At 71.0% G+C, this 22114-nt stretch carries 21 protein-coding genes; 6 read left to right on the top strand and 15 right to left on the bottom strand.

The features are described from left to right. Window positions 1–122: 122 nt before the first annotated feature. Window positions 123–1652: a malate dehydrogenase (quinone) gene (gene mqo / locus CQZ88_RS18150; protein WP_072635112.1), complete on the bottom strand. Its 1530-nt coding sequence runs from the start codon at window positions 1650–1652 to the stop codon at window positions 123–125. Window positions 1653–1886: 234 nt separating this feature from the next. Here mqo and CQZ88_RS18145 point away from each other — a divergent pair, with 234 nt between their 5' ends. After that, entirely contained in the window at window positions 1887–2894 is a 1008-nt protein-coding gene (locus tag CQZ88_RS18145; RefSeq protein ID WP_029543255.1) for an alpha/beta hydrolase, read from the top strand. A 31-nt stretch (window positions 2895–2925) separates the two neighbouring features. After that, window positions 2926–4299 (top strand): mycothione reductase, encoded by a 1374-nt coding sequence (gene mtr, locus CQZ88_RS18140; protein ID WP_102800118.1) that lies wholly within the window; start codon window positions 2926–2928, stop codon window positions 4297–4299. 66 nt (window positions 4300–4365) lie between these two features. Here mtr and CQZ88_RS18135 read toward each other — a convergent pair whose 3' ends face one another. From CQZ88_RS18135 to CQZ88_RS18125, 3 genes are all read right to left on the bottom strand, one after another. After that, window positions 4366–4932, bottom strand: a complete 567-nt coding sequence (locus tag CQZ88_RS18135; RefSeq protein ID WP_029543250.1) for an alpha/beta fold hydrolase — start codon at window positions 4930–4932, stop codon at window positions 4366–4368. A gap of 48 nt (window positions 4933–4980) precedes the next feature. Next, window positions 4981–5838 carry a type I methionyl aminopeptidase gene (gene map, locus CQZ88_RS18130; RefSeq protein ID WP_065922640.1) on the bottom strand — a complete coding sequence of 286 codons (858 nt, stop codon included), beginning with the start codon at window positions 5836–5838 and terminating at the stop codon, window positions 4981–4983. 72 nt (window positions 5839–5910) lie between these two features. Next, window positions 5911–7569, bottom strand: a complete 1659-nt coding sequence (locus CQZ88_RS18125; RefSeq protein ID WP_065922641.1) for an AMP-binding protein — start codon at window positions 7567–7569, stop codon at window positions 5911–5913. A gap of 106 nt (window positions 7570–7675) precedes the next feature. Between CQZ88_RS18125 and CQZ88_RS18120 the strand changes: the two genes are divergently transcribed. Beyond that, window positions 7676–8536, top strand: coding sequence for a LuxR C-terminal-related transcriptional regulator (locus CQZ88_RS18120; protein WP_102800117.1), 861 nt, complete (start codon window positions 7676–7678; stop codon window positions 8534–8536). A gap of 55 nt (window positions 8537–8591) precedes the next feature. Here the strand turns inward: CQZ88_RS18120 and CQZ88_RS18115 are convergent, their stop codons facing one another. From CQZ88_RS18115 to dxr, 5 genes are all read right to left on the bottom strand, one after another. Next, window positions 8592–10433, bottom strand: a complete 1842-nt coding sequence (locus CQZ88_RS18115; protein WP_180987038.1) for a penicillin-binding transpeptidase domain-containing protein — start codon at window positions 10431–10433, stop codon at window positions 8592–8594. 67 nt (window positions 10434–10500) lie between these two features. Continuing rightward, window positions 10501–11337, bottom strand: coding sequence for a GNAT family N-acetyltransferase (locus CQZ88_RS18110; RefSeq protein WP_102800115.1), 837 nt, complete (start codon window positions 11335–11337; stop codon window positions 10501–10503). Window positions 11338–11421: 84 nt separating this feature from the next. Further along, window positions 11422–12576, bottom strand: coding sequence for a flavodoxin-dependent (E)-4-hydroxy-3-methylbut-2-enyl-diphosphate synthase (gene ispG / locus CQZ88_RS18105; RefSeq protein WP_006937431.1), 1155 nt, complete (start codon window positions 12574–12576; stop codon window positions 11422–11424). Between the two features lie 45 nt (window positions 12577–12621). Then, on the bottom strand, window positions 12622–13839 hold the full coding sequence (locus tag CQZ88_RS18100) for an RIP metalloprotease (protein ID WP_006937432.1): 1218 nt from the start codon (window positions 13837–13839) through the stop codon (window positions 12622–12624). A gap of 15 nt (window positions 13840–13854) precedes the next feature. Further along, complete coding sequence (gene dxr, locus CQZ88_RS18095) at window positions 13855–15018, bottom strand: 1-deoxy-D-xylulose-5-phosphate reductoisomerase (protein ID WP_006937433.1); 1164 nt, start codon at window positions 15016–15018, stop codon at window positions 13855–13857. Between the two features lie 142 nt (window positions 15019–15160). Between dxr and CQZ88_RS18090 the strand changes: the two genes are divergently transcribed. Further along, entirely contained in the window at window positions 15161–15406 is a 246-nt protein-coding gene (locus CQZ88_RS18090; protein ID WP_006937434.1) for a DUF2631 domain-containing protein, read from the top strand. A gap of 75 nt (window positions 15407–15481) precedes the next feature. Here the strand turns inward: CQZ88_RS18090 and rlmN are convergent, their stop codons facing one another. Beyond that, window positions 15482–16591 (bottom strand): 23S rRNA (adenine(2503)-C(2))-methyltransferase RlmN, encoded by a 1110-nt coding sequence (gene rlmN, locus CQZ88_RS18085; RefSeq protein WP_006937435.1) that lies wholly within the window; start codon window positions 16589–16591, stop codon window positions 15482–15484. A gap of 87 nt (window positions 16592–16678) precedes the next feature. Here rlmN and CQZ88_RS18080 point away from each other — a divergent pair, with 87 nt between their 5' ends. Both CQZ88_RS18080 and CQZ88_RS18075 read left to right on the top strand, forming a co-directional pair. Beyond that, window positions 16679–17047, top strand: coding sequence for a lipopolysaccharide assembly LapA domain-containing protein (locus tag CQZ88_RS18080; protein WP_006937437.1), 369 nt, complete (start codon window positions 16679–16681; stop codon window positions 17045–17047). A 105-nt stretch (window positions 17048–17152) separates the two neighbouring features. Next, complete coding sequence (locus CQZ88_RS18075) at window positions 17153–18016, top strand: CoA ester lyase (RefSeq protein WP_006937439.1); 864 nt, start codon at window positions 17153–17155, stop codon at window positions 18014–18016. A 22-nt stretch (window positions 18017–18038) separates the two neighbouring features. On the opposite strand, the gene CQZ88_RS18070 is transcribed toward CQZ88_RS18075, so the two are convergent. From CQZ88_RS18070 to tsf, 5 genes are all read right to left on the bottom strand, one after another. Continuing rightward, on the bottom strand, window positions 18039–18737 hold the full coding sequence (locus CQZ88_RS18070; protein WP_006937441.1) for a class I SAM-dependent methyltransferase: 699 nt from the start codon (window positions 18735–18737) through the stop codon (window positions 18039–18041). 37 nt (window positions 18738–18774) lie between these two features. After that, window positions 18775–19737 (bottom strand): phosphatidate cytidylyltransferase, encoded by a 963-nt coding sequence (locus CQZ88_RS18065; RefSeq protein ID WP_006937443.1) that lies wholly within the window; start codon window positions 19735–19737, stop codon window positions 18775–18777. A 2-nt stretch (window positions 19738–19739) separates the two neighbouring features. Then, complete coding sequence (gene frr, locus CQZ88_RS18060; protein WP_006937444.1) at window positions 19740–20297, bottom strand: ribosome recycling factor; 558 nt, start codon at window positions 20295–20297, stop codon at window positions 19740–19742. 28 nt (window positions 20298–20325) lie between these two features. Beyond that, a complete protein-coding gene (pyrH, locus tag CQZ88_RS18055) occupies window positions 20326–21054 on the bottom strand; it encodes a UMP kinase (RefSeq protein WP_006937445.1) in 729 nt (242 codons plus the stop codon). 162 nt (window positions 21055–21216) lie between these two features. After that, complete coding sequence (tsf, locus tag CQZ88_RS18050) at window positions 21217–22041, bottom strand: translation elongation factor Ts (RefSeq protein ID WP_006937446.1); 825 nt, start codon at window positions 22039–22041, stop codon at window positions 21217–21219. Window positions 22042–22114 lie beyond the last annotated feature (73 nt).

Raw genomic sequence — 22114 nt, 5'->3', positions numbered from 1 at the left:
TCAGCGACTGGGATCAGGGTATCCCGCCGGGGCGCGGGCGCCACGGCGTTCCGGCGGACGGCGCGGCCCGCGAGGGCCGGACCCGGCCGAGACCCTCGCAGGCCGCATCGGAGGACGGGCGGTCAGACCGTCGCCGGCTCCGCCGGGGCGGTGGCCTCCACCGCGGAGGCGACATCGAGCTGCAGGGACTTGGTGCCCCAGCGCCAGACCTTGTCGAACAGCGCGGTGTCGTCCGAGAGCTTGACCCCGAGGGACGGCACCATCTCCTTGAGGGTGTCCTGCCACGCCGTCCACCGGTCGGGGAAGCAGCGCTCGAGGACGTCGAGCATCGCCGGAACGGCGGTCGAGGCGCCGGGGGACGCGCCGAGCAGACCGGCGATCGTGCCGTCGCCGGCATTGACCACGGCGGTGCCGAACTCGAGCACTCCACCCGCACCCTTGCGGCGGATCACCTGCACCCGCTGACCGGCGGTGATGAGCTCCCAGTCCGCCATGCGGGCCCGCGGCACGAACTCGCCGAGGGTGCCGATGCGGTCGCGCGGCGACTGCATCAGCTCACCGATCAGGTACTTGGTCAGACCCATCTCGGTGAGGCCGACGCCGATCATCGACAGCAGGTTGTTGGGCTTGACCGAGCCGGGCAGGTCGGTGAGCTTGCCGTTCTTGAGGAACTTCGGGGACCAGCCGGCGTACGGGCCGAACAGCAGGCCCTGCTTGCCGCCGATCACGCGGGTGTCGAGGTGCGGGACCGACATCGGTGGCGCACCCACGGCCGCCTTGCCGTACACCTTCGCGCTGTGCATGGCGATCAGCTCCGGGTTGGTGCAGCGCAGGAACTGGCCGGAGACGGGGAAACCGCCGAAGCCCTTGGCCTCCGCGATACCCGACTTCTGCAGCAGGTGCAGCGCTCCGCCGCCGGCACCGACGAACACGAACCGGGCATGCACCTTGCGGGCCTGGCCGGTGCGGCGGTTGCGGACCTTGACGATCCAGCTGCCGTCGGACTGCTTGTCCAGGTCGGTCACGTCGTGGCCGAAGTGCACGGTGCCGCCCGACGCGGCGACGTTGTTGAGCAGCTGCTTGGTGAGGGCACCGAAGTCGACGTCGGTGCCGTCCTGGGTCCAGTTCAGCGCGATGGGCTCGGAGAAGTCACGGCCCTGCGCCATCAGCGGCAACCGCTCGGAGAAGTACTCGGGGCTCTCCGAGTACTCCATGCCGGCGAAGAGCGGGTGCCCGGCCAGCGCGTCGTAGCGGGCACGCAGGTACTTCACGTTGTCGGCGCCGTGGACGAAGCTGACGTGCGGAACGGGATTGATGAAGTTCTTGGGATCGGTGAGGATGCCGTTGTCCACCGCGAACGCCCAGAACTGGCGCGAGACCTGGAACTGCTCGTTGACGTTGATCGCCTTGGTGATGTCCACGCCACCGCCCGGCTTGGCGGGCGTGTAGTTCAGCTCGCACAGCGCCGAGTGACCGGTGCCTGCGTTGTTCCAGGGATCGCTGCTCTCCGCCGCGGCGGCGTCGAGCCGCTCGAAGGCGGTGATGGACCAGTCGGGCTGCAGCCGGCGCAGGATTGCGCCGAGCGTCGCGCTCATGATGCCCGCACCCACGAGCACTACATCGGTCTTGGCCTCTACCACGTTCTCTGACACTGGAGGATCGACTTCCTTGTCTGTTCGCACGCGCCGTTGCGTTCCGCACTGCTCCGCGTGAGTGTCCCGTGCACGTCCGTGCTCGTCGGCCGGGTCTCGCTGCACTCGCGGATCCCGGCGACGTCGCGGCCGCGCCGACTGCGACGAACAGGTTACCCGCGCGTTGTCCGGCGTTTGTCTTCACCCAATTGTGCCCCCACGACAGGTCCGCGTAGTGACCAATACAGTGTGATCGTGACTACTTGGATGCCCGATATCCTCGGCGACGGATACGAGCAGCTCACGCTGCCTCTCGGCCCCGATCCGGACGGCGAGGGCGAGGTCACCGCCACCCTCGTCCGCTATCAGCCGTCCGTCTACCCCGGCGGCGAGTCCGCCCCGGACCGTGCCGTGATCTACGTGCACGGATTCACCGACTACTTCTTCCAGCAGCACCTCGCCGAGCACTTCGCGGCCCAGGGGTACCGCTTCTTCGCCCTGGACCTGCGCAAGTGCGGCCGCTCCCGGCAACCGGAGCAGACGCCGCACTTCGTCACCGACCTGACCTACTACGACGCCGAGCTCGAGGAGGCGCTGCGGGTCGTCCGGAGCGAGGTCGGCGGCGGCATCCTCCTCGTGGCGCATTCCACCGGCGGGCTGGTCCTGCCGCTGTGGCTCGACCGGCTGAACCGCCGGCCCGGCGGCACAGGCGGCGCCGGGATCCAGGGCCTGATCCTCAACAGCCCGTGGTTCGACCTGCAGGGGCCCTCGATCCTGCGCAGCCTCGGCACCGTCGCCGTCGACACCGTCGGCCGGGTCCGCAGCCGAGCCGTCATCCCGGGGCAGAGCCTGGACACCTACGGGATGAGCCTGCACAGGAACGCCAACGGCCAGTGGGAGTACGACCTGGACTGGAAGCCGCTGGCCGGGTTCCCCGTCACGTTCGGCTGGCTCCGCGCGGTCCGTCGCGGCCACGCGCGGCTGCACCGCGGCCTCGACGTCGGGGTCCCGTCGCTGATCCTGCGGTCGAAGGACACGCGCTGGGCCCCGGCGTACGACCCCGCGGTGGACACCGCCGACGCGGTCCTCGACGTCAAGCAGATCGCCCGCTGGGCCGGGTGCCTGGGCGACCGCACGACGATCGTCCCGATCACCGGTGCCCGCCACGATGTGTTCCTCTCCACACCGGAGGTCCTCGAGGTGGCATTCCGGGAATTGGATCTGTGGCTGGACTGGTTGGACGGTCACAGCAGAACCCTGTGACCGTCCGCGCGAACCTGACTACGGGAGAACAGTGAGCCACTACGACCTGGCCATCATCGGCACCGGATCCGGAAACTCGATCGTCGACGAGCGATACGACGGCAAGAAGGTGGCCATCCTCGAGCAGGGCACCTTCGGCGGCACCTGCCTCAACGTCGGCTGCATCCCCACCAAGATGTACGTCTACGCGGCGGAGGTCGCGCAGACCGTGCGCAAGGCCGCGAAGTACGGGGTGGACGCGACGGTCGACGGGGTCCGGTGGAACGACATCGTCGACCGCGTGTTCGGCCGGATCGACCCGATCGCGGCAGGCGGAGAGCGCTACCGCACGGAGGACTGCGCGAACGTCACCGTCCACCGCGGGCACGCCCGGTTCGTCGGCGAGCGCGCCCTCGACACCGGCACCGGGGAGATCATCACCGCCGACCAGGTCGTCGTCGCGGCGGGCGCGCGGCCCGTGATCCCGCAGGAGGTACTCGACGGCGGGGTGCGTTACTACACCAACGACGACATCATGCGGCTGCCGAAGCTGCCCGAGTCGCTCGTGATCCTCGGCTCCGGGTTCATCGCGATGGAGTTCGCCCACGTCTTCTCCGCCCTCGGCACCCGGGTGTCGGTGCTGGCCCGCACCGGTCAGCTGCTGCGGCACCTCGACCACGACCTCGCCGAGCACTTCACCGGTCTGGCCACCGACCGGTGGGACGTGCACCTGTCCAACCCCGCGACCGCCTTCCGCGCCGTCGGCGACGGCGTCGAGGTGGACCTGGCCGACGGCACCACCGTCAGCGGCGACGCGCTGCTCGTCGCGGTGGGACGCACGCCCAACGGGGACGCACTGGACGCCGCCGCCGGCGGGCTCGCGCTGCACGAGGACGGCCGGATCGTCGTGGACGAGTTCCAGCGGACCACCGCGCGCGGGGTCTTCGCGCTCGGTGACGTCTCGTCGTCGCACCAGCTCAAGCACGTCGCGAACCACGAGGGCCGGGTCGTGCAGCACAACCTGCTCCACGACGCGTGGGGCGGGGACACCTCCGCGCTGCGCCGCTCGGACCACCGTTTCGTGCCGTCCGCGGTGTTCACCGACCCGCAGATCGCGACGGTCGGGCTGACCGAGGAGCAGGCCCGCGCCCAGGGCTACGACGTCGCGGTGAAGATCCAGTACTACGGCGACGTCGCCTACGGCTGGGCGATGGAGGACACCGAGGGCTTCTGCAAGGTGATCGCCGACCGCGCCACGGGCAAGCTGCTCGGCGCGCACATCCTGGGCGCCCAGGCGTCGTCGGTGATCCAGCCGCTGATCCAGGCGATGAGCTTCGGTCTCACCGCGCGAGAGACGGCCACCGGCCAGTACTGGATCCACCCGGCCCTGCCGGAACTGGTCGAGAACGCGCTGCTGGGTCTGTAGGCCGCGTGCGTCCTTCGGGCGGTTCCGGCCTCCCGAAGGACACACCGGCGGCGAAGCCGCCCGCTGCTACCAGCTGCCGGTGCGCAGGGCGATCGCGCTGGCCAGCTCCGCCGGCGCCTCGGCCGGGATGTTGCCCACCCCGCTCAGCTCGACGACGCGGAACTCCGACAGGACGTACCGCATCGAGGCGTCGGCCTCCGCGCGCCGCGCAGCGCTGCCCACGAGCACGGTGGTGGGCACCTCGGCGGGGGCGGCGTTCGCGTCCCGCACGACGCCCTCGGCGTCCGGCACCGCCGGATGGCCCCGGTCGGCGACGACGAGGCTGGCGAACCGGCCGAACCGGCCCGACGCGACGGCCCACGCCAGCTCCGCCCCGGCGCCGCTGCCGACGAGGTGCACCCACGGCAGCTTCAGGGCGTCGAGCAGGGCGTGCACGCCCGCGACGTCGAGACCCTCGATGGTCTCGGGCACGAACGTGCGTAGATCCGAATGGTGCAGCCGCTCGCACACCGCGTCGTAGACGTCGGCGGATTCCCCGGCGCCGGGCAGCAACAGCACCGCGTGCCGGCTCTCGGGGCCGTCGATGCGAACGGTGAAGGTGCCGGCCGGGATCGCCACGTCAGTCGGTTCCATGCCGAAGCACGGTACGCGACACGGCGCCGCCGCCGGCACCCGGCCGAGTCACGGCAGCGTGAGGATTTCCGCCCCCGTGTCGGTGACCACGATGGTGTGCTCGAACTGGGCGGTCCACTTGCGGTCCTTGGTGACCACGGTCCAGCCGTCGTCCCAGATCTCGTAGTCCACCGTGCCGAGGTTGATCATCGGCTCGATCGTGAACACCATTCCCGGTTCGAGCACGGTGTCGACGGACGGCTGGTCGTAGTGCAGGATCACCAGCCCGTTGTGGAACGTCTCGCCGATGCCGTGACCGGTGAAGTCGCGCACCACCCCGTACCCGAACCGGTTCGCGTAGGCCTCGATGACCCGGCCGACGACGTTGAGCGCCCGGCCCGGCTTGACGGCCTTGATCGCCCGCATCGTCGCCTCACGGGTCCGCTCGACCAGCAGGCGGTGCTCCTCGGAGACGTTCCCCGCCAGGAACGTGGCGTTGGTGTCGCCGTGCACTCCCCCGATGTAGGCGGTGACGTCGATGTTGACGATGTCCCCGTCCTCGATCACCGTCGAATCCGGAATGCCGTGGCAGATCACCTCGTTCAGCGACGTGCAGCACGACTTGGCGAAGCCCTTGTAGCCCAGCGTGGACGGGTACGCGCCGTGGTCGCACATGTACTCGTGGGCGATGCGGTCCAGCTCGTCGGTGGTCACGCCCGGCGAGACGGCCTTGCCCGCCTCGGCCAGTGCCTGCGCGGCGATGCGGCCGGCGACCCGCATCTTCTCGATGGTCTCCGGGGTCTGCACCCACGGCTCGTGACCTTCCTTCGCCGTCGGCTTCCACGCGTACTCCGGTCGCTCGATCCCGTTGGGGACGGCACGGACAGGCGAGACGGTTCCGGGGACGAGTGCGGTGCGAACAGGCATGCCCACCAGAATAGGCCCCGCGCAGCGGGGGGCGACGCGGCCCGGCGGCCGCACCGCCCCCCACCCGGGGGCTCAGCCCTGGCGCAGGATGTAGCGCTGGATCTTGCCGCTGGGCGTCTTCGGCAGCTGGGGCACGAAGTGCACGGTCCGCGGGTAGGCGTGCGCCGCGAACTTGCGCTTGACCAGCTGCTGCAGCTCCGCCTCGAGCTCGTCGGTGCCGTCGACACCGTCGCGCAGCACCACGAACGCCTCGAGCACCTCACCGCGCAGCTGATCGGGCATGCCGACGACGGCGGCCTCGACGACGTGCTCGTGCATCACCAGCACGCTCTCGACGTCGAACGGGCCGATCCGGTAGCCCGCCATGATGATCACGTCGTCGTCGCGGGCCGAGAAGTAGAAGAAGCCGTCCTCGTCGACCTGCCCGGCGTCGCCGGTGAGGTACCAGCGGCCGTCCTCCGTGAACCGCTGCGCGGTCTTCTCCGGGGCGTCCACGTAACCCGTGAACCACAGCAGGGGGCTGGCGTGGGTGTCGATCGCCACGCGCCCGGGCACGCCGGGGGCGGCGATCTCGTCGGAGTCGTCGGACAGCACGGCGCAGGACCAACCGGGCAGCGGCTTGCCCATCGACCCGGGCCGCACCTCCTCGCGCAGCCCGTCGGCCCACGCGTTGACGACGAACATGCCGTGCTCGGTCTGCCCGTAGTGGTCGCGCACCACCGCGCCGAGGGTCTGCTCCGACCACGCCACGACGTCGGGCGTGAGCGGCTCGCCGGCCGAGGACGCGCGGCGCAGCGAGATCGACTCCGGCACGGGCGCCGAGTCCGCTCGCAGGCTGCGGTAGACGGTGGGCGCGGCCGCGAAGTTGGTGACCCCGAACTTCTCCATCACCTGCCAGGTGAGGGAGGCGGAGAACCCGGCATGCAGCAGCAGGCTGCGCACCCCGGCGGCCAGCGGCGCGAGCAGCGCGTAGTACAGCCCGTAGGCCCAGCCGGGATCGGCGGCGTTCCAGAACACGTCGTCCTCACGCACGTCGAGGCCGAAGTCCAGGTAGGCGTGGAACGACGCGAGCGCCCGTACCGGCACGGGCACGCCCTTCGGAGTGCCGGTGGTGCCGGAGGTGAACAGCTGCACGAGTCCGCCGTGCCCGCCGACGGCGACCGCGGCACCGCGCGGATCGTCCGCGTCGTGCGAGGCCACCAGGTCGGCGAAGCTCACTCCGATGCCGGCGGCACCGCCCTCGGTGTGACCTGCGACGACGATCTGCCAGGGCGCGTCGGCGGGGATGTCCTCGCCGGGCGCGAGCTTGCCCACCTGGTCGGCGTCCGAGACCACCACCTTCGCGCCGCTTGCCTGCAGCCGGAAACCGATCGCCGGGGGTGCGAACGCGGTGAACAGCGGCACGTGCACGGCACCGCGGCGCCAGATGCCGAGCAGCGCCACGACCAGGTCCGCGGACTTGCCCATCAGGGTGGCGACGTGGTCGCCCGGCTCGACGCCGAGGTCGGCCAGGGCCGCGGCGAAGCGGGAGGACTGCTCGCGCAGGTAACCGAAGGTCAGATCGGTCGCGCTCAGGTCCGCCTCGACCACCGTGAACGCGACGGCGTCCGCGGGATGCCCGTCGCACAGCAGCTGTGCGGCACACGCGTCGGCGGTGTCGTAGCGGTCCAGCAGTTCCCGCACTCGTGCCTCCTGCTCGGAATACGCACGCGCGGTGGTCTCGGTGGTCATCGAATCCGTCCTCTCGTGAAGCGCCCCGGGGTGAACGTCCCGAGGATCGATTCCTTTATGATCCAAGTCACAAGTACGTCCCGATACCCCCGGAAAGGGGTGACCGATGGCGCCGGCCGGCACCTCGCCTCTCCTTCGTCCCCGTGACAGCGACGCACTGCGCGGCGAGCTCCGCCGCACCGCGGCGGAGGCACTGATTCCCGTCGTGTTCGCCGGGGAGGTCCGCGACGGGAACCTGCACCTGACCGAGTTCTTCGGCACCCGCACGAACGGCCTCGAGGGGGTCGTGGTGCCGCCGCGGGCGGGCCTGGGTGGCCTCGTGGTGGACCGGGCCCGGCCGGCGACGGTGCCCGACTACGGCCGGTCGTCGTCGATCACCCACCACTTCGACCGGCCCGTGCTCAGCGAGGGGCTGCGGTCGATCCTCGCGGTGCCGGTGATGGTGGGAGGGGCGGCCCGCGCCGTCCTCTACGGCGCGATCCGTGAGTGCTCACCGCTCGGCGATCGCGCGGTGGGGGCGTTCGTGCAGGCGGCGCGCCGGCTCAGCAGCGAGATCGCCATCCGGGACGAGGTGGACCGGCGGCTGGCGCTGCTCGGCTCCCTCGATCGGCCGTCCGAGAACCCGGTCGCGGCGGCCCAGATCCGGGACGTGCACGCGGAACTGCGCGGCCTCGCCCAGTCCGTGGACGACGCCGGCCTGCAGCGCAAGCTGCGGGCGCTGTCGGACCGGCTGGCCGGGGCGCTCGGCGGCCCGGCCCCGCAACCGACCGACGTGGTGCTCTCGCCGCGCGAGACCGACGTGCTCGCGCACGTGGCACTGGGATGCACCAATGCCGAGATCGCCGACCGGCTGTCGGTCGGCCCGGAGACGGTCAAGAGCTACCTGCGCAGCGCAATGGGCAAGCTCGACGCCCACACCCGGCACGAGGCGGTGGTGTCCGCGCGGCGCCTGGGTCTGCTGCCCTGAGCGACCCGGCCGGTGGCTCGTCCGGGTGCCGGCCGGCAACCCCCGCCCGGGCCGGTCAGTACCCTTCCGGGAGGGCCGCGAACATGTCGCGGGTGACGGCGACGGCGTTGTCGGAGCTGCCGCCGCGCACGACGAGCGTGGCGAAGGCCAGGTCGCCGCGGTAGCCGACGAACCACGCGTGGGAGCCACCCTCGACCTCGGCCTCACCCGTCTTGCCGTACACCTCGCCCTGGTCGCGGATGCGGTCGGCGGTGCCGCTGGTGATCACCAGCCGCATCATGCCGCGCAGGCCGTCGATCATCTCCGGGGTGACGGGCGGCCGGTCGCCGGTGACGGCTGTCTCGCGTCCCTGCAACAGGTAGGGCACGGGTGCGCTGCCGTGCGCGACGGTCGCGGCGGCCAGGGCCATCCCGAACGGGCTGACGACGACCTTGCCCTGACCGAAGCCGTCCTCGGCGCGCTGGACCAGGTCCTCGGCCGGCGGCACCGACCCGGAGAACGTGGGCATGCCCACCACCTCGTACTCGGGTCCGATGCCGAACTGCGCGGCCGCGACGGTGAGGGCGTCGGGCGCCATCTCGGAGGCGAGTTTGGCGAACGAGGTGTTGCACGAGCGCGCGAACGCCGTCGCCATCGGCACGGTGCCGACCGAGAATTCGTTGTAGTTGGGGACGCTGCGCTCGCCGATCGTGATCCGTCCCGGGCAGGCCACCATGGTGCCGGGCGTGGCGAGACCGCTGGAGATGGCGGCGCCCGAGGTGATGATCTTGAAGGTGGAGCCGGGAGGGTACTGCCCCGCCAGCGCGACCGGTCCGTCGCGGTCGGCCGCCTTGTTCTGGGCGACGGCGAGGACCGCGCCGGTGGACGCCTCGATCACCACCATCATCGCCTGTTCCGCGCGGGCGTCGACGGCGGCCTGCGCCGCCACCTGGATGGGACGGTCCAGGCTGATGGAGAACGACGGCGCCGGCTCGGGCGGGGTCTCGGTGAGCACACCGGTGTCGACGCCGTTCTGGTTGACGGCGACCACGCTCCACCCGGCCTTGCCGTCCACCTCGTCGATCACGGTCTTCTTGATCTGGCCGACCAGATCGGGGGCGAAGCTGCGGTCGGTGGAGACGAGGTCGGCCTGCTCGGTGATCGTGACGCCGGGAATCGCCGCGAGGGTGCCGGCGACGCGTTCGTAGTCCTCCTCACGCAGCCGCACCACCGAGTGGGCGCCCTCGGCGGCGGTGGCGGTCTCGGCGATCGACTGCGCGGTCAGCGACGGGTCGAACTGTGTCAGCGCCGCCGACAACGCCCGCGCCGCACCCCGGACGTCGCCGGCCGCCGTGGCGTCGAAACCGACACCGTAGACGATGCCCGGAACGAGCACATCCGAGCCGGAATGCTCGTTGACGCGCGCGCGGGGGGCGGGATTGGTCCGCAGCTGCATCCGCTGCCGATCGCCGAGTTGGGGATGCAGGTTCGACCGGGTCCAGCGGACCACCCAGTCGTTCCCGCTGCGGCCCATGTTCATCTCGCCGGAGTACCGCCACACGCGCTCACCGGGCAGGCCCCATTCGTAAACGTAGGTGACCGTCGCAGTGTCCCCGTCGATCCGCACGCCGTCGGTGTCCACCGCCAGCGTCTCCGCCTGTAGTCCGTTCCACGTCTCCGCCAGCGCCTCCTCGGCCGGCTCGGGACGGTCGGTCAGGGCGGCGGCCGCGGCGAAGTCCCGGTCGGCGAAGTCGGTGAGGAACTCCTGTGCGGCGGGCTCGGGTCCGGCCGGCTTCGGGGTACACGCGACGACACCGCCGGCCAGCGCGACGGCGGCCACCAGGACCGCCCCGCGCCGCAGCAGTCGACGCGGTGCCGGGACGAGCGGGGCCGAGACGCGGGCGGATCGAGTTCTCATCGCCGTCATCGTAGGACCGGCGGCCACGCGGATCGGGGAGGCGACACGGGCCGGGCGGAGCGGCCCCTCAGTCCAGCAGCACCGTGCAGAACGTCGCGACCTGACGGAAACCGATGCGGGCGTAGGCCGCGCGGGCCCGGTGGTTGAAGCTGTTGACGTACAGGCTCGGCAGCCGGCCGCCGGCGGTGACGGCGGCGGCGACAGCCGCGGTGCCGGTCGAGCCGAGGCCGGCGTCGCGCCTGCCGGGATCCACCCACACGCCCTGGATCTGCCCCACCGACGAGGACTGGGAGCCGATCTCGGCCTTGAACACGACCCGGCCGTGCTCGAAGCGGGCCCACGCCCGTCCGGTGGCGATCAGGCTCTGCACCCGGCGGCGGTAGCCCGAGCCCCCGTCGCCCGCGCACGGATCGACGCCGACCTCCTCACGGAACATCGCGATCGCGGCCGGCATGTAGGCGTCGATCTCCTCCGGCCGCACGCGGCGCACCAGCGGGTCGGGGACGACGCACGGTTCCCGGTCGAGTACCAGCAGCGGCTGCTCGGCCCGCACCTCGCGCGCGGGACCCCATTCCGGCTGGAGGACCTCCCACATCGGCAACGCGAGTTCGGCCCGGCCGACGAGCGACGAGCACAGGCGGGGGCCGCGGGCGGCGCGGTCCGCGAAGGCGTGCAGATCGTCGCGGTCGCCGAGCAGCGGAACGAGGTTCGCCCCCGAGAAGCACAACGAGTCGTCGGGTCCGCCCCGGCTCCACATGTCGCCGCCGACGGCGCGGGAATCGAGGCCGTACTCCTCGATCCGGCCGGCCACCATGCACGCCGCCACCGGATCGTGGGCCAGCACCCGCAACACGTGTGCGGTGTCACGGCCACCGAGAGACCGGACTCCCAGAAGCTTGAGCACGTCCCACCACCTGTCGACTGCGGATACGCAATCAGACTGCCAGAAGCCGGGGCCGCGCGGGAGTCCTGCGCCCGCCGAACCGGTTCAGCCGACGGAGACCACCGGGTTTCCGGTGCCGGCGTCACCCTCCATCTCCTCGGCGATGCGCATGGCCTCCTCGATCAGCGTCTCGACGATCTGGGCCTCGGGGACGGTCTTGACGACCTTGCCCTTGACGAAGATCTGGCCCTTGCCGTTGCCGGAGGCGACACCGAGGTCGGCCTCGCGGGCCTCACCGGGGCCGTTGACGACGCACCCCATGACCGCGACCCGCAGGGGCACCTCCATGCCCTCGAGGCCGGCGGTGACCTCGTTGGCCAGGGTGTACACGTCGACCTGCGCCCGGCCGCACGACGGGCACGAGACGATCTCGAGCTTGCGGGGCCGCAGGTTCAGCGACTGCAGGATCTGGGTGCCGACCTTGATCTCCTCGGCCGGCGGCGCCGACAGCGACACCCGGATGGTGTCGCCGATGCCCTCGCTCAGCAGCGCACCGAACGCGACGGCCGACTTGATCGTGCCCTGGAAGGCGGGCCCGGCCTCGGTCACGCCCAGGTGCAGCGGGTAGTCGCACTGCGCGGCGAGCTGGCGGTAGGCCTCGACCATCACGACCGGGTCGTTGTGCTTGACCGAGATCTTGATGTCGCCGAAGCCGTGCTCCTCGAACAGGCTCGCCTCCCACAGCGCGGACTCGACGAGCGCTTCCGGCGTGGCCTTGCCGTACTTGCTCAGGATGCGCGGATCCAGCGAGCCGGCATTGACGCCGATACGGATCGGGATGCCTGCCTCGCCGGCCGCCTTGGCGACCTCCTTGACGCGGCCGTCGAACTCCTTGATGTTGCCGGGGTTGACGCGCACGGCGGCGCACCCGGCATCGATGGCGGCGAAGATGTAGCGCGGCTGGAAGTGGATGTCCGCGATGACCGGGATCTGGCTCTTCTTCGCGATCGCGGCGAGCGCGTCGGCGTCCTCCTGCCGCGGGCACGCGACGCGGACGATGTCGCAGCCGGACGCGGTGAGCTCGGCGATCTGCTGCAACGTCGCGTTGATGTCGTGCGTCTTGGTGGTGCACATCGACTGCACCGACACCGGGTGGTCGCTGCCCACGCCGACGTCGCCGACCATCAGCTGACGGGTCTTGCGCCGGGGCGCGAGGACGGCGGGGACTTCGGGCATGCCCAAACCGACGGGGCTGGTCACGTTTCGCCTTCTTTCGTAGCTACGCGGCAATTCTAGCGATGCGGGTCAGAACAGCTGGATGGGGTTGACGATGTCCGCGGTGAGTGTCAACAGCATGAACGCGCCGCCGATGAGGACGAACACGTAGGTGACGGGCAGCAGCTTCGTGTAGTCGACCGGACCCCCGACCGGCAGCCCGCGCAGCCCCCGGATCCAGTTGCGGACCTTCTCGTACGCGACCACGGCGATGTGGCCGCCGTCCAGCGGCAGCAGCGGGAGCAGGTTGAACATGCCCAGGAAGAAGTTGAGCTGCGCGAGCAGCAGGACGAACATCTGCCAGATGCCCCGCTCGGCGACCTGCCCGCCGATGACGGACGCGCCGACGACGCTGATCGGGGTGTCGGGATCGCGTTCGCCGCCCGTCACCGACTCCCACAGCGCCCCCACCTTGCTCGGCAGGTCGGCGAGGGCCTGCGCGGTCAGGACGAACATGTCACCGGTGAACCGCAGCGTGCCACCCACCGCGGTGAACGCGGTGTACTCGGTGACGGACGGCGGTGCAGCGACGCCGATTGCGCTGACGGTCTCCGAGGTGATCTCGCCCGTCTCGGGATCCTGCACCCACCGCTGGGCGGACTCGACCGGCACCGGGATCGTCAGCGTGCGGTCGTCGCGTTCGACGACGAAATCCACCGTCCCGGTCGCGGCGCGGGTGGCCTCGACCAGGTCCCCGAACGTCGCTACCTCGGTGCCGCCGACGGAGACCACGACGTCCCCGACCTCGAGGCCCGCGGCCGCGGCGGGACCCGGCCCGCTGCACGGCGCCAGCTCGTAGCCCCCGGCCTCACCGGCCTGAGTCGGTGCGACGCACGAGAGCTCCCCGATCTCCGCCGGGGTCTCCCCCAGACGGGGCAGACCCCACGCCACGGCGAGCCCGAAGATCAGCACCATGCCGAGGACGAAGTTCATCGCGATGCCGCCGGACATCACCACGACGCGCTTCCACGCCTTCTGCTTGTACATGGCGCGCTCGTGCTCGTCGGGGGCCAGTTCGTCGAGCGCCGTCATGCCCGCGATGTCGCAGAAGCCGCCCGCAGGGATCGCCTTGAGGCCGTACTCGGTCTCGCCGCGACGGAACGAGTACAGCCGCGGCCCGAACCCGATGTAATAGCGCCGCACCTTCATCCCGAGGCGCTGCGCGGTCCACATGTGCCCGGCCTCGTGCAGGGCGATGGATACGGCGATGCCGAGGGCGAACAGCACGACGCCCAGAACGAACATCATCGGTGGCCGGTCCTCCTACTTCACGAGCGCGCGGGCTCGGTCCCGAGCCCAGCCGTCGGCGGCGAGCACATCTTCCACGGTAGCGGGTGCCGCGGACCAGTCGTCGGCGTCGGACAGGACCGCCGCCACCGTGCGCACGATCCCCGGGAACGGCAGGGCGCCGGCGAGGAAGGCCTCCGCGGCCACCTCGTTGGCGGCGTTGTACACCGCGGTCAGGCATCCGCCGCCCACCCCGGCGGCCCGCGCCAGTTCGATCGCGGGGAACACCTCGTGCGCCACCGGTTCGAACTCCCAGGTCGAGGCGGTCGCGAAGTCGAGGGCCGGCGCCGCGTCCGCGATCCGGTGCGGCCAGCCCAGCGCGAGTGCGATGGGCAGCTTCATCGACGGCGGTGACGCCTGGGCCAGGGTGGAGCCGTCGGTGAAGGTGACCATCGAGTGCACGATCGACTGCGGGTGCACGGTGACGTCGATCCGGTCGTAACCGATGCCGAACAGCAGGTGCGTCTCGATCAGCTCCAGGCCCTTGTTCACCAGCGTCGCCGAGTTCAGGGTGTTCATCGGGCCCATCGACCAGGTGGGATGGGCGCCGGCCTGCTCGGGGGTGACCGACTCGAGCCGCTCGGCCGGCCAACCGCGGAACGGCCCGCCCGAGGCCGTGAGCACGAGCCGGGCCACCTCGTCGGGGCTGCCGCCGCGCAGGCACTGGGCCAGCGCCGAGTGCTCCGAGTCGACGGGCACGATCTGGCCCGGGGCCGCGGCCGCGGTGACCAGCGCGCCGCCGGCGACGAGCGATTCCTTGTTGGCCAGCGCCAGGCGCGCGCCCGTCGCCAGTGCGGCCAGCGTCGGCTCCAGGCCGAGGGACCCGACGAGGGCGTTGAGCACCACGTCGGCCTCGACGTCGCGCACCAGCCGCGTGACCGCGTCGGGCCCGCTGCGCACCTGCAGACCCGGGACGTCGAGCCGCGCGGCGGCCTGCGCGTTCGCGACGGCCACCTCGGCGACACCGGTGACGCGGATCTGCGCGGCGAGCAGATCGATGTTGCCGCCACCGGCGGCGAGACCGACCACCTCGAACCGGTCGGGGTTGGCGGCGATCACCTCGAGGGCCTGGGTGCCGATGGAGCCGGTGCTGCCGAGCAGCAGGACACGGGTGCGGGAGCTGGGTTGCGAGTCGACCACGCCGACATTGTCCCCGACCGTCCTGAGGGGATGCTGAATCACCCGTCCGGCGCGCGCGAGAGCGCCCCCACTTCGTACGACGGACGGTCGTATGTCACGATTGGCCCAACAGCGAAGATCTTTGCGAGCAGGAGGACAAGCGGTGGCCGGTACCGAGTTGAAGACCACTGGCGTCGACACGGCCGAGGTGCCGTCGGCGGAGTGGGGTTGGAGTGGCGAAGCCCCCCGCCTGTTCCGCGTCATGGGCTGGCTCGTCGCACTGTTCCTGCTGGCGATGATCATCGGCAACCACAACGGCAACGTCGAGAACTGGTTCCTGATCGGCTTCGCCGCGGCGCTGGTCGCCATCCTGGTGCGCGACATCGTCCAGCGGCGGCGCCGGCGGTAGCCGCACCCCCGCAGCAGCGTCGAAGGGCCCGCCCGGTTCGTCCGGACGGGCCCTTCGCGTCCCGGGGGGTGGCGCTCAGTTCTCGGCGGCGAGCTGACCGCACGCGGCCGCGATCTCCTGCCCCCGGGTGTCCCGCACGGTGCACGAGACCCCCTGCGCCTGGACGCGACGGACGAATTCGCGCTCGACCGGCTTCGGGCTGGCGTCCCATTCGCTGCCCGGCGTCGGATTGAGCGGGATCAGGTTCACGTGCACCAGCGGGCCGAGCGCCTTGTGCAGCTTCTTGCCCAGCATGTCCGCCCGCCACGGCTGGTCGTTGACGTCGCGGATCAGGGCGTACTCGACGGAGACGCGGCGACCGGTCCGGTCGGCGTAGTAGCGCGCGGCGTCGAGCACCTCGGCGACGGGCCAGCGGTTGTTGACCGGCACCAGCGTGTCGCGCAGTTCGTCGTCCGGGGTGTGCAGCGACACGGCGAGCGTCACGCTCAGACCCTCGTCGGCCAGCCGGCGGATGGCCGGAGCGAGGCCGACGGTGGAGACGGTGACCGACCGCTGCGACAGGCCCAGTCCCTCCGGGGGCGGCGCGGTGATGCGCCGCACGGCGGCCACCACACGCTTGTAGTTCGCCAGCGGCTCCCCCATGCCCATGAACACCACGTTGGACAGCCGGCCCGGTCCCCCGGCGACGTCACCGTCGCGCAGGGCCGCGGCGGCGGCGCGCACCTGGTCGACGATCTCGGCGGTCGACAGGTTCCGGTTCAAACCGCCCTGGCCCGTCGCGCAGAACGGGCAGGCCATACCGCAGCCGGCCTGGCTCGAGATGCACAGCGTGGCACGGTCGGGGTAGCGCATGAGCACGCTCTCCAGGAGGGTGCCGTCCCCGGCGCGCCACAGCGTCTTGCGGGTCTCGCCGCCGTCGCAGGCCACGTGCTTGACCGGGGTCAGCAACGCGGGAAAGAACGCGGCCCCGACCTGCTCGCGCACCTTCGCCGGCAGATCCGTCATCTTCTCCGGATCGGCTTCGAGGCGCCCGTAGTAGTGCCGGGCCAACTGATCGGCGCGGAAGGCCGGCAGGCCGAGTTCGCGCACGGCCTCGCGGCGCTGCTCGGCATCGAGATCGGCGAGGTGGCGCGGCGGCATGCCGCGTTTGGGCGCGTCGAAAACCAGGGGAAGAGAGGAGGGCATAATGAACCATTATCCATCAGGGCGGCAACGCCGGTTTTCCTCGCCGAATGCGGTGTGCACCGGCGGCCGGAGCGAGATGATCGAGCCATGACCGAACGCCCTGCGGATCTCCCCGAACCGCCACCGGACCTTCCGGTCCGGGGCCAGCTCGAGCCTCAGGGGGCGACGAAGGCCACGCCCGAGTCCAACGTCCGCCCGGCACCGGAGATTCCCCTCGACCGCAGCCGGGCGGCCTCCACGTGGACCGGCCTGGTCATCGGTGTTCTGGTGCTGATCCTCCTGCTCGTGTTCATCCTGCAGAACCTCGACCCGGTCACCATGGAAATGTTCGTGTGGGAGTTCACCCTGCCGCTCGGGGTGAGCCTGCTCCTGTCGGCCATCGCCGGGGCCCTCGTCATGGCACTGGCGGGCGGTGTGCGGATCCTGCAGATCAAACGCGCCGCGAAGCGGCGGTAACACCGCGCCGCCCGGCGGCGGGTGACGAACACAACGCACCCAATTTCCCCAAGGCGGCGACAACAGGGCACCCTGGAGACAAGACCTTCACCCGAGGAGCCTGACGTGACCGCCCACCTGGATGCCCCCGCCTCCGCCACCGTCGCACCCGAGCTCGCCCGATCCTGGCTGCTCGTTCCGGGCAACGCCCCGGAGCGGTTCGCCGCGGCCGCCGCGTCCCCCGCCGACGCCGTGATCCTCGACCTCGAGGACGCCGTACCGGCGGCCGGTAAGGCCGCCGCGCGCGATGACGTCGTCGAATGGTTGCGCGGTGGTGGCCGTGCCTGGGTGCGGATCAACGACGCCACCACTGTGCACTGGGCCGACGATCTCGCCGCGCTCGCCGGGGTGCCCGGCCTGCAGGGCGTGATGCTCGCCAAGACCGAGAGCGGCCAGCAGGTCGACGCCACGGCCGCTCAGCTGCCGGCCGGCACCCGCATCCTCGTGCTCATCGAATCGGCGGTGGGCCTCGAGGCCACACCCGAGATCGCCCGCGCCGACGGTACGTTCCGGCTGGCGTTCGGCAGCGGCGACTTCCGCCGCGACACCGGGATGGACGACTCCCCCCTCGCCATGGCCTACCCGCGTTCCCGCCTGGTGGTGTCGAGCCGGGCGGCCCGCCTGCCCGGTCCCGTCGACGGGCCGTCGCTGACCGACGACCCCGAGGTCCTCGAGCGGGAGGCGAAGCTGACCGCGTCGATGGGAATGACCGGGAAGCTGTGCATGACTCCGGCCCGGGCACCGTTCGTCAACGCCGCCCTCAGCCCCAGCTCCGACGAGGTCGGCTGGGCACACGAGGTGATCGACACGCTCGGCGAGGACGGCCGCGGGGTGCGCGACGGCAGCGACCTGCCCCGCCTGGCCAAGGCGAAGAGGATCAGCGAACTGGCGCGGGTGTTCCGCATCCGCGGCACCCACCACCACCGCTAGGTCCGCGGCACGCGCCGCACGCTCAGGGGATCTCCAGGCCCCGGGGCTTGCGGCGCACATGCAGCCGGTAGCGCACCGTGAGGGTGGTGCCCGGGGTGCCGTGCACCGCTCGCTCGGCGACGCGCGGGCCGAACTCGATGCCGAGTACGCGCTCGAGGGTCGCACGGTCCGGGAAGCGCCATTCGGTGTCGACCCGGCGCAGGTCGAAGCCCTGGGCGGCGAAGAACGCCTCCACCACCGCCGGGTCGTAGTGCGGCAGGTCCGCGCGCATCCATTCGCCGTACGGATGGGCGGTCGCGTCGAGATCGACGATCGCGAGCGCGCCGCCGGGCCGCAGCACGCGCATGGCCTCGGCGATGCCCGCCCCGCACCCGGGCCCGAAGAAGTAGGCGGTGCGCGCGTGCACGACGTCGACGGTGCCGTCCGGAAGCGGCAACTGCTCGGCCGAACCGGCCTCCACCCGGACGCCCGGCTGGTCCCGCACACGTCGGCGGGCCAGCTCCACCAGCGGCGGGTGCGGTTCGATGCCGGTCACGGTGCGCGCGGTGGCCGCGAACATCGGCAGGTGGAAGCCGGTGCCGCAGCCCACGTCGAGGACGTCGCGACCGGCCCAGTCGCACGCCTCGCGCAGCGCCGCGTACACCACGCCGTGGACGTCCTGGGCGCGGTTCTCTTCCTCGTAGACCTCCGGCCAGTGCCAGATGTTGGGGCTGGGGACCACCCCGTGCGCGTCGGACCGCTGTCTCCTCGCCACCGGCCTAGACGAAGGCGCCGAGGACGAGCCAGGTGACGAATGCGGACGGCAGGATCGAGTCCAGCCGGTCCATGATGCCGCCGTGGCCGGGCAGCAGGGTGCCCATGTCCTTGATGCCGAGGTCCCGCTTGACCTGCGACTCGATCAGGTCGCTCGCCGTGGCCGTGGCCGCGAGGACGACGCCGAGGAGCGCACCGATCCACCAGGCGGCGTCGAGCAGCAGGGTCACCGTGAGGATTCCGGCGACGGTGCAGGCGAGGACCGAGCCACCGAAGCCCTCCCAGGACTTCTTCGGGCTGATCGCGGGCGCCATCGGGTGCTTGCCGAACAGCACCCCCGCCGCATACCCGCCGACGTCGGACGCGACGCACACGATCATCAGGCAGAACACGCGTGCGGCGCCGTTGTCGTCGAGGACCATCAGCGTCGCGAACGACGCGAGGAACGGCACCCACGCCGCGGTGAAGACGGTGACCGCGGTGTCGCGCAGGTAGTTGCGGGGCCGGCCGCGCAGTCCACGGTCGAACAACCGCCACAGCATCGACACGACCGTGGTGCCGGCGAAGGCGCCGAGCACACCGGTGGTGCCGTAGGGCCAGCCGAGCCAGATCATCGCCTGCCCCCCGACCAGGAGCGGGATCCGGGGAACCAGGACGTCCGCCTCACGCAGGCGCTTGGTGACCTCCCACGTGGCGATCGCGATGGCCACCGCGACGACGACGAGCCACGCCTTGGGAGCGAATGCGAGCACCACGATGACGAGGGCGCCGAGACCGGCGCCGACGCCCACGGCCGCGGGCAGGTTCCGGCCCGCCCGGGAGGACTTCTTCGCCGGCTCCGCGGTGGGGGTGGCATCGGGCCGCACCGGCGGGACCTCGGGGTCCGCCTTCGCGGCCTCGGCCGCCGAGTCGGCGTCGGTGACGCCCAAGGGGAGCTGCGGGTCGGACGACCCGGCGGCTGTACCCACGGTTAAACCTCCAGCAACTCGGCTTCCTTGTGCTTGACCAGTTCGTCGATCTGCGCCACGTACTTCGCCGTGGTCTTGTCGAGTTCCTTCTCCGCGCGGGTGACGTCGTCCTCGCCGGCCTCGCCGTCCTTCTGGATGCGGTGCAGCTCCTCCATCGCCTTGCGTCGCACGTTGCGCACGGACACCTTGGCGTCCTCGCCCTTGGCCTTGGCCTGCTTGACCAGCTCGCGGCGGCGTTCCTCGGTGAGCTGCGGGATGGAGATGCGGATCAGGGACCCGTCGTTGGTCGGATTGACGCCCAGGTCGGAGTTGCGGATCGCGGTCTCGATCGGACCGAGCTGCGATGCCTCGTAGGGCTTGACGACCACCATGCGCGCCTCGGGGACGTTGATGCTGGCCATCTGCGTGACCGGGGTGGGCGCGCCGTAGTAGTCGACGACGATCCTGGAGAACATGCCGGGATTCGCGCGGCCGGTGCGGATGGATCCGAGATCGTCCTTGGCCACCGTGACGGCCTTCTCCATCTTCTCCTCGGCCTCGAAGAGAGCTTCATCGATCACGGCAGTTCCTCCATGTTCCGTTGTCCGTTCATGACCGTACGAGTGTTCCGATCTTCTCACCGGCGACGGCCCGAGCGATATTCCCCTCGGTGAGCAGGTTGAAGACCATGATCGGCATGTCGTTGTCCATGCAGAGGCTGAACGCGGTCGCGTCCGCCACCTTGAGCCCCTTCTCGATGACCTCGCGGTGGGTGATCTCGGTGAACAGGGTCGCGTCGGGGTCGATCCGCGGATCGGCCGAGTAGACACCGTCGACGGCCTTGGCCATCAGGACCACCTCGGCGCCGATCTCGAGTGCGCGCTGCGCGGCCGTGGTGTCGGTGGAGAAGTAGGGCATGCCCATGCCGGCGCCGAAAATCACCACGCGGCCCTTCTCGAGGTGCCGGCGGGCCCGCAGCGGCAGGTACGGCTCGGCGACCTGCCCCATCGTGATGGCGGTCTGGACCCGGGTGTCCACGCCCTGCTTCTCCAGGAAGTCCTGCAGCGCAAGAGAGTTCATCACCGTGCCGAGCATGCCCATGTAGTCGGAGCGGGCGCGGTCGAGGCCGCGCTGCTGCAGTTCCGCGCCGCGGAAGAAGTTGCCGCCGCCGATGACCACAGCCACCTCCACCCCGGAGCGGACGACCTCGGCGATCTCCTCGGCCACGGTCGTCACCACGTCCGGGTCGAGACCGACCTTGCCCCCGCCGAACATCTCCCCGCCGAGCTTGAGCAGCACCCGACGGAAACCGGGACGTTCCTGGGCGTGTTCGGACATGGTTCTCCTCGGATCGAGCGGTGGATCGGCCCTTTCATCCTGCCTCATCCGACCCCGTGGAACCGAGACGGGGGCGCGAGTGTCCGATCGGCCCGGATATCGAGCCGCCGACGCGCCTCGACCCCGCCGGCGAGCGCCGACGGGGTCGAGGAAACGAGAGATCTAGCTGGCGCCGACCTCGAAACGCACGAAGCGCGAGACGGTGGCGCCGGCCTCGTCGAGCAGCGCCTTGACGGTCTTCTTCGAGTCCGTCACCGAGGCCTGCTCGAGCAGCACGACGTCCTTGAAGAAGCCGTTGAGACGGCCCTCGACGATCTTCGGCAGGGCGGCCTCCGGCTTGCCCTCGTTCTTGGCGGTCTCCTCCGCGATGCGGCGCTCGTTCTCGACCGTGTCGGCCGGGACCTCGTCGCGGGTGAGGTACTTCGCCTTCAGCGCGGCGACCTGCATCGCGGCGGCGCGGGCGGCCTCGGCGGCGGCGTCGCCCTCGCCGGAGTACTCGACGAGCACGCCGACGGCCGGCGGCAGGTCGGACGCACGCTTGTGCAGGTACACGGCGACGGGGCCGTCGAACACGGCGAGGCGGCGCAGTTCGAGCTTCTCGCCGATCTTGGCGGAGAGCTCCTGCACCAGGGTGTCGACGGTCTTGCCGTCCACCTCGACAGCCTTGAGGGCCTCGAGGTCGGCGGGCTTGGCCTCGGCCGCAGCGGTGACGATCTTCTCGGCGAGAGCCTGGAACTCGTCGTTCTTGGCGACGAAGTCGGTCTCGGAGTTGAGCTCGATGAGCACGCCGTTCTTCGCGGCGACCAGGCCCTCGGCGGTGGAGCGCTCGGCGCGCTTGCCCACGTCCTTGGCGCCCTTGATGCGCAGCTGCTCGACGGCCTTGTCGAAGTCGCCGTCGTTGTCGGCGAGCGCGTTCTTGCACGCCAGCATTCCGGAGCCGGTGAGCTCACGCAGACGCTTGACGTCGGCGGCGGTGTAGTTCGCCATGGGAAGCGAGCCTCCTGTGTCTGTTGTGCGCGATGGGTGCTCGCGCGGGAGTTTCCTCTGATGCGGCTCGGTC

This window comes from Rhodococcus sp. ENV425 (genome assembly GCF_002887785.1).
Taxonomy (GTDB): Bacteria; Actinomycetota; Actinomycetes; order Mycobacteriales; family Mycobacteriaceae; genus Rhodococcus; species Rhodococcus aetherivorans.
This window is presented reverse-complemented; position numbering and strand designations above follow the sequence as displayed.